Source organism: Lonsdalea quercina subsp. quercina, from assembly GCF_000688695.1.
Classification (GTDB): domain Bacteria; phylum Pseudomonadota; class Gammaproteobacteria; order Enterobacterales; family Enterobacteriaceae; genus Lonsdalea; species Lonsdalea quercina_D.
Window position 1 is genome coordinate 24,835 of record NZ_JIBQ01000022.1, and the last position, 6,659, is coordinate 31,493.

The following is a 6,659-nucleotide window of genomic DNA, read 5'->3' on the forward strand; positions in this document are numbered from 1 at the left end:
GTGATCGCTGGTGTAATTTTCAGTACCAGACCGCCTGTACTCTTGTGGCTAGTTGTACCACACTTCGGCCTTCCACGTGCGCCGAATCCCGCTGTTGCGGGGGCTACGCATATGTAACACCGTCTTTCCACGCATTACATGGACAGATAAAAATCTCGCGTCAGTGCTTGGTAGGCATCGGAATATTGACCATCGTCATCTCGAATGACCAGCGAAGACCGTTGGGGGGTCCCCGGCTGCAGCGAAAGTGCAAGCAACGTTCGATGTGCGGGACGTGACGCATATTCGCGCACATCCGTCCGTAATGACAGGCGCCATCCTTCTTTTTCAGCCTGCGGCACAAACCCCTCCGCGACATCGCAAGGCAACACCACGCAAAAAAGCCCTTCGTCCGTCAGCCTCGCTTTAGCGCAACGCAATAATTGTTGGTGACTCAAAGAGGTAGTATAGCGGGCCTGAGCACGCGACTCCGAGCGACAGCTGACTCCCGGAACGAAATAGGGAGGATTGCTGACGATCAGCGCGTATTGATGACGGTTTTTTTCTGCGAAGTCGGCGATATCAGCCGTGTGGACCGCCACCTGCTCGCGCCAGGGCGAGGCCGCCGCATTCTCTCTCGCCTGCTGCCCCGCGGCGGCGTCTAGCTCTACGCCGTCCACCGACAGCCGCCCTTCCGCGCGCTGCGCCAGCATCAGCGCGATTAACCCAGAACCGCAACCGATATCCAATAAACGCCCCTCTTTCGGCAACGGCGCCCATGCGCCGAGTAGAATGCCGTCCGTCCCGACTTTCATCGCGCAGCGATCGTGAGCCACGAAAAACTGCTTAAAGGTGAATCCGCCGGAACGTACCGCCGGCGGCAATAAAGGCTGAGTCATTTTGCGTCTTTTCCTGTTAAACCGCGGTAGCATAGGAGAAACGCTGACGCAGTAAAAGTCATCTGTATCGCTTAAAGAGATGAACAACCGGGCCAATGAGTCTATAATCGGCGCCCCAAATAGAGGTAGACAATGACAGCGACCAATTTTTCCGAGTTTGATCTTGATGAAAGCCTGCTAAACGCCCTGCAGGATATGGGGTTCTCCCGCCCAACGGCAATTCAGGCTGCCGCTATTCCTCCAGCAATGGACGGACGGGACGTTCTAGGCTCTGCACCAACAGGAACCGGGAAAACTGCCGCCTATCTGCTACCGGCATTGCAGCATCTGCTCGACTTCCCACGTAAAAAATCCGGGCCGCCGCGCATACTGATTCTGACGCCTACGCGGGAATTGGCAATGCAAGTCGCCGAACAGGCTAAAATTCTGGCCGCCCAGACGCATCTGGATATCGCGACCATCACCGGTGGCGTCGCTTATATGAACCACGCTGAAGTGTTCAGCGAGAACCAGGATATCGTTGTCGCAACGACCGGTCGTTTGCTGCAATACATTAAAGAAGAAAACTTCGACTGCCGCGCGGTGGAAACGCTGATCCTGGATGAAGCCGACCGCATGCTCGACATGGGATTCGCACAGGATATTGAACATATCGCAGGGGAAACTCGCTGGCGCAAACAGACGTTGCTGTTTTCCGCGACGTTGGAAGGCGATGCCATTAAGGACTTTGCCGAGCGCCTGTTGAAGGAACCGGTTGAAGTTGAGGCCGATCCGTCACGTCGCGAGCGTAAAAAAATCCAGCAATGGTACTACCGTGCTGACGATCTCCAGCATAAAACCGCGCTGTTGTGTCATCTGCTGAAACAGCCGGACGTGACTCGCTCCATCGTCTTTGTTCGTAAGCGTGAACGCGTTCATGAAATGGTCGCGTGGCTGCGTGAAGCCGGTATTGAGACCTGCTATCTGGAAGGCGAGATGGTGCAAGCTAAACGTAACGAGGCGATCAAGCGTCTGAGCGACGGCCGAGTCAACGTGCTGGTGGCAACCGACATCGCCGCCCGTGGACTGGACATCAACGATGTCAGCCATGTATTCAACTTCGACCTGCCACGTACCGCAGATACCTATCTGCACCGCATAGGCCGGACCGGACGTGCGGGACGCAAGGGCTGCGCCATCTCGCTGGTCGAAGCGCACGATCATCTGCTGCTGGGAAAAATCAGCCGCTATTTGAACGAGCAGATGAAGGCCAGAGTGGTCGATGAACTGCGCCCTTCAACGCGCGCACCGAGTGCGAAAATAACCGGTAAGCCGTCGAAGAAAGTCTTGGCCAAGCGCGAAGAGAAAAAGCAGAAAGAGAAGCCGAAGACCAAGGCTAAAGTGCGTCACCGCGATAGTAAAAATATCGGTAAACGTCGCAAGCCCAGCAATAGCACAGAAAAACCGGCTGAAAAAAATAAGTGACGGCCGTTTCTTAACGAAGCGACTCAGATTAACGGTCGGTCCTACTGCGCCCAATGAACATCATTGGGCGTTTTCGTATCTAAGGCGGACGCAAATAACAAAAAAGGGAGCCGATGGCTCCCTTTTCTATGTGATTCATCTGTCTTGAATCATATCGCTCGCAATTACAGACTTTCAGTGAAAGTACGAGTAATTACGTCGCGCTGCTGTTCCGGCGTCAGCGAGTTGAAACGTACAGCATAACCAGATACACGAATAGTCAGCTGCGGGTATTTTTCCGGATTCTTGACCGCATCTTCCAGCGTTTCACGGCGCAGTACGTTCACGTTCAAGTGCTGGCCTCCTTCAACGCGAACTTCCGGTTTCAGCTCCAAAGGAATTTCACGATATTCGAACTGACCCAGATCGCTGACCGGTACGATTTGGTCTTCGCTGTAATCCGCTTTCGAACAAACGCAACGCGCCTCTGATTTCTCATCGTCCAGTAACCAGAAAGAATTAACCAATGCACTGTTGTTTGCCTTGGTGATTTGAATACCTGTAATCATGATTGCCTCCGTAGAACGGCGTGTAAGTCTGAATGTTAATCTCGTATCCAGTAACAAATCTGCCTGTTGTTTAACATCAGGGTAAACCCGACTGAATCTGCTAACCTGTATACCAGCCAGTCGCGCCAGAATCATTGATTCAAATCAATTTCTGCCATTTATAAATTTCACGCCCGAGTTCAATCTTTTGTTTTATATCAATTTTACTATTTTCCATTCACTGCAAAAATTTCTATATTTTTTCAATTTTTTTGTTAAAACGACGCTTACGCCGCGAATAGTCAGGTTATGGTTTTACCTCTTCAGGATAGAGCGGTAAGCTAGCCCGATTGATCGAATGGACAAGGGCGCATTGATGGCAACTACCCTGACCTGGCACGACGTACTGTCCCAGGAGAAGCAACAACCTTACTTTATCGACACGCTGAAGTTCGTTCACCAGGAACGAGAAGCGGGAAAAGTGATCTACCCGCCTCAACAAGACGTGTTCAACGCGTTTCGCTATACCGAATTTCACGATGTAAAAGTCGTTATTCTCGGTCAGGATCCTTATCACGGTCCGAATCAGGCGCATGGTCTCTCTTTTTCGGTTCGCCCTGGGGTTCCCGCGCCGCCGTCTCTCGCCAACATTTATAAAGAACTGGCCAGCGACATTCCCGGCTTTGAAATTCCACGACACGGTTTTCTGCAGAGCTGGGCTCAGCAAGGCGTTCTGCTGCTTAACACGGTACTGACGGTGGAAGGCGGAAAAGCGCACTCGCATGCCAATCTGGGGTGGGAGACGTTTACGGATAAAGTGATAGCTGCGCTGAATTCACATCGGGAAGGGATCGTTTTTTTGCTGTGGGGATCTCACGCGCAGAAAAAAGGCAACATCATCGACCAGCAGCGCCACCACGTACTGAAAGCGCCCCACCCTTCCCCGCTTTCAGCGCACCGCGGATTTATGGGATGCCGACATTTTTCGCAGGCCAATCATCTGCTCGAACAGCAAAGGCTACCGCCTATCGACTGGATGCCGCATCTGCCTGAGGAAAACTGATTGTAAGGATGGCCTTCGTTCATTCGAACGGGGGCATTTCGTTATACAATTTGTTGAATTTGCTGAATTTAAAAATAACGATGCGTTAGAAGGTCTGACTGAGGAAAAACGGGGTAGGAATATTGGTGGAGCTAAGCGGGATCGAACCGCTGACCTCTTGCATGCCATGCAAGCGCTCTCCCAGCTGAGCTATAGCCCCACACGATAGATAAGTTTCAGTGACACCCAAACATGAAGTTTGGTGGAGCTAAGCGGGATCGAACCGCTGACCTCTTGCATGCCATGCAAGCGCTCTCCCAGCTGAGCTATAGCCCCGTCCTGACACAATATCTGTGTGAACGGGCCGCATGATATGCAACGCTACCGGTAGTGTCAACGGCTAAATCCATTTACCACGTCGACCGCTGAAAAAGCCGTCAAGGTGAGCAGAACACGGCCATCAGATCCCTTTGCGTCGGACTGCTAGCGGCGAGATAGACGTTGAGCAATCAGGCCAATTTTGGGACGAAACCACCTCAAAATGAGGGCATCACCTAAACGTAAACTCCCCGGCAACGCCATCAAGCCCATAAAAAAACCCCGCGCAGCGTAGGCCCGCGGGATTCTGATGATTGCCTGTTTTCTATCGTCGATTACTGCTGTGCTTCGCGTTCAGCAATAAATGACAGTGCGCGATCGATACGAGCCAGCGCACGTTTTTGACCTACGCCATGAACGGTGACATCAACACCCGGCGACTGACCCGCGCCCGTGACCGCAACACGCAGCGGCATACCCACTTTACCCATCCCCTGCTGCAGCTCATCGGCCGTGCTTTGGATAGCATGATGAATATTTTCGGGCGTCCACTCCGTGATAGCCGCCAGCTTGGCGCGAACCAGTTCCAACGGCTGACGAGCGACCGGGCGCAGATGCTTTTTCGCAGCGTCGGCATCGAATGCGTCGAACTCTTCATAGAAGTACCGACAGGATGCCGCCATTTCTTTCAGCGTTTTGCAACGTTCACCCAACAGTTTGACCAATTCACTCAGCTGGGGACCATTACTCGTATCAATGCCTGCTTGCTCGATATGCCAGGACAGCTGCGTCGCAACATACTCGGCCGGCAAACTATTAATGTAATGGTGATTCAGCCACAGCAGCTTTTCCGTATTGAACGCACTAGCCGACTTGCTAACCGCGTCCAGAGTAAACAACTGTTTCATTTCTTCTATAGAGAAGACTTCCTGATCGCCATGCGCCCAACCCAGACGGACCAGATAGTTTAACAATGCTTCCGGCAGGAAGCCGTCATCGCGATATTGCATCACGCCTACAGCGCCATGACGTTTAGACAGTTTTTTACCGTCATCCCCCAAAATCATGGAGACATGCGCATATTCCGGGACGGGTGCGCCCAGCGCTTTCAGAATATTGATCTGACGAGGCGTGTTGTTGATGTGATCTTCCCCACGAATGACGTGGGTGATTTCCATATCCCAGTCGTCGATCACAACGCAGAAGTTATAGGTCGGTGAACCGTCTGTGCGGCGGATAATCAGATCATCCAGCTCTTGGTTACTGAATTCGATGGGGCCACGGATGTTGTCGTCAAAGATGACGGAACCTTCCTGCGGATTACGAAAACGCACAACGTGCGGCTCGTCGTCAGCATGGTGTTCGTGGGAATCACGGCAGCATCCGTCATAACGGGGCTTTTCGCCATTAGCCATTTGCTGCTCGCGCAGCGCCTCGAGACGCTCCTTGGAGCAATAACATTTATAAGCAGTCCCGTTTTCCAGCATTTCATCAACAACCGCGTTGTAGCGATCGAAACGTTTAGTCTGGTAATACGGGCCTTCATCCCAGTCCAGACCCAGCCAGTTCATCCCATCCATGATGGCATCGATCGCCTGTTGGGTTGAACGCTCCAGATCGGTATCTTCTATACGTAATACGAATTCGCCATCCTGATGACGGGCGAACAGCCATGAATAGAGTGCGGTACGGGCACCGCCGACGTGAAGATACCCAGTAGGACTGGGAGCGAAACGGGTTTTGATTTTCATTGGGATTACGGCCTTATTACTCAACGGCTGTCAGTGAATACCGACGCAAGCTCATATTAAAAGTGGGCAATATTCTATCACTCTACTTCGATTCCTCAACGCAATAACATCGTCTCACCCGGCGCTCTCCCGCCAAAATGCTTACGATTTCAACGCCAATGCACACAAATACGGCTCTCTGACTAATTTTACGACGAACAACCATTTAAGTTTTAAAAAGCGTTGACTCACTATGAACTATCCCTATAATGCCACTCCACACAGCGCGGGTGATTAGCTCAGCTGGGAGAGCACCTCCCTTACAAGGAGGGGGTCGGCGGTTCGAACCCGTCATCACCCACCACTCTTTACTTAGTAAAGAGCTCCGCTGTGAAGAGATTAAGTGTGATAAGTGGGTGATTAGCTCAGCTGGGAGAGCACCTCCCTTACAAGGAGGGGGTCGGCGGTTCGATCCCGTCATCACCCACCACTTATCAACCAGCGCCTTGGTCTCTAAAATGTGTTACAGAAGTGGGTGATTAGCTCAGCTGGGAGAGCACCTCCCTTACAAGGAGGGGGTCGGCGGTTCGATCCCGTCATCACCCACCACTTATCAACCAGCGCCTTGGTCTCTAAAATGTGTTACAGAAGTGGGTGATTAGCTCAGCTGGGAGAGCACCTCCCTTACAAGGAGGGGGTC

Annotated in this window: 5 protein-coding genes and 5 tRNA genes; 5 read left to right on the top strand and 5 right to left on the bottom strand. The window is 52.2% G+C overall.

The genetic code is table 11. The features are described 5' to 3' along the window. Positions 1-134: 134 nt before the first annotated feature. Positions 135-878 carry a tRNA(1)(Val) (adenine(37)-N(6))-methyltransferase TrmN gene (trmN, locus tag SB13_RS16690; RefSeq protein WP_026741431.1) on the bottom strand — a complete coding sequence of 248 codons (744 nt, stop codon included), beginning with the start codon at positions 876-878 and terminating at the stop codon, positions 135-137. A gap of 132 nt (positions 879-1,010) precedes the next feature. Between trmN and srmB the strand changes: the two genes are divergently transcribed. Then, positions 1,011-2,342, top strand: coding sequence for an ATP-dependent RNA helicase SrmB (gene srmB / locus SB13_RS16695; RefSeq protein WP_026741432.1), 1,332 nt, complete (start codon positions 1,011-1,013; stop codon positions 2,340-2,342). Positions 2,343-2,506: 164 nt separating this feature from the next. Here the strand turns inward: srmB and grcA are convergent, their stop codons facing one another. Continuing rightward, positions 2,507-2,890, bottom strand: a complete 384-nt coding sequence (gene grcA, locus SB13_RS16700; protein WP_026741433.1) for an autonomous glycyl radical cofactor GrcA — start codon at positions 2,888-2,890, stop codon at positions 2,507-2,509. 355 nt (positions 2,891-3,245) lie between these two features. Here grcA and ung point away from each other — a divergent pair, with 355 nt between their 5' ends. Further along, the gene (gene ung, locus SB13_RS16705; RefSeq protein WP_026741434.1) at positions 3,246-3,932 is read left to right on the top strand and encodes a uracil-DNA glycosylase; all 687 of its coding nucleotides are present in this window, start codon (positions 3,246-3,248) and stop codon (positions 3,930-3,932) included. Between the two features lie 123 nt (positions 3,933-4,055). On the opposite strand, the gene SB13_RS16710 is transcribed toward ung, so the two are convergent. From SB13_RS16710 to gltX, 3 genes are all read right to left on the bottom strand, one after another. Continuing rightward, positions 4,056-4,131 (bottom strand) — tRNA-Ala (locus SB13_RS16710). Between the two features lie 40 nt (positions 4,132-4,171). Further along, positions 4,172-4,247 (bottom strand) — tRNA-Ala (locus SB13_RS16715). Positions 4,248-4,564: 317 nt separating this feature from the next. After that, entirely contained in the window at positions 4,565-5,980 is a 1,416-nt protein-coding gene (gene gltX / locus SB13_RS16720) for a glutamate--tRNA ligase (RefSeq protein WP_026741435.1), read from the bottom strand. Between the two features lie 267 nt (positions 5,981-6,247). Here gltX and SB13_RS16725 point away from each other — a divergent pair. From SB13_RS16725 to SB13_RS16735, 3 genes are all read left to right on the top strand, one after another. Continuing rightward, positions 6,248-6,323: transfer RNA gene (locus SB13_RS16725), tRNA-Val, on the top strand. Positions 6,324-6,373: 50 nt separating this feature from the next. Further along, positions 6,374-6,449: transfer RNA gene (locus tag SB13_RS16730), tRNA-Val, on the top strand. Positions 6,450-6,492: 43 nt separating this feature from the next. After that, positions 6,493-6,568: transfer RNA gene (locus SB13_RS16735), tRNA-Val, on the top strand. The last annotated feature ends 91 nt before the right edge of the window (positions 6,569-6,659 follow it).